This window comes from Christensenella hongkongensis, assembly GCF_000981035.1.
GTDB classification, from domain to species: domain Bacteria; phylum Bacillota; class Clostridia; order Christensenellales; family Christensenellaceae; genus Christensenella; species Christensenella hongkongensis.
Genome location: NZ_LAYJ01000012.1, coordinates 1 through 287, shown reverse-complemented (window position 1 = coordinate 287; position 287 = coordinate 1). Strand labels below are relative to the sequence as shown.

1 protein-coding gene is annotated in these 287 nt (G+C 45.6%); it reads right to left on the bottom strand.

Translation table 11 applies throughout. From position 1 onward, the window contains the following. Positions 1 to 154 (bottom strand): rubredoxin (gene rd / locus CHK_RS15925; RefSeq protein WP_082103312.1); only part of this gene is annotated, 154 nt, incomplete at its 3' end. Between the last annotated feature and the right edge of the window lie 133 nt (positions 155 to 287).

The window sequence follows — 287 nt, the reverse complement described above, 5'->3', positions numbered from 1 at the left end:
CTTTCTCGAATGCCGATTTATCGGCTCCGCAAACAGGGCATACCCAGTCATTGGAAATATCGTCAAACTTTGTTCCTGGCGCAACGCCGTTATCCGGATCGCCCACCTCGGGATCGTAAACATAGCCACAGATTGTGCCTACATATTTTTCCATTTGTTTTGTTCTCCTTTAGTAATTGATTTATAATGCGGAACAATCGTCCCTTATTTATCTGCAAGATACGCGTTCAGCTTTGTTTCCAGAGCATCCGCGTCAATTCCATGGACGGCACAAGCCTGTTCCAGAT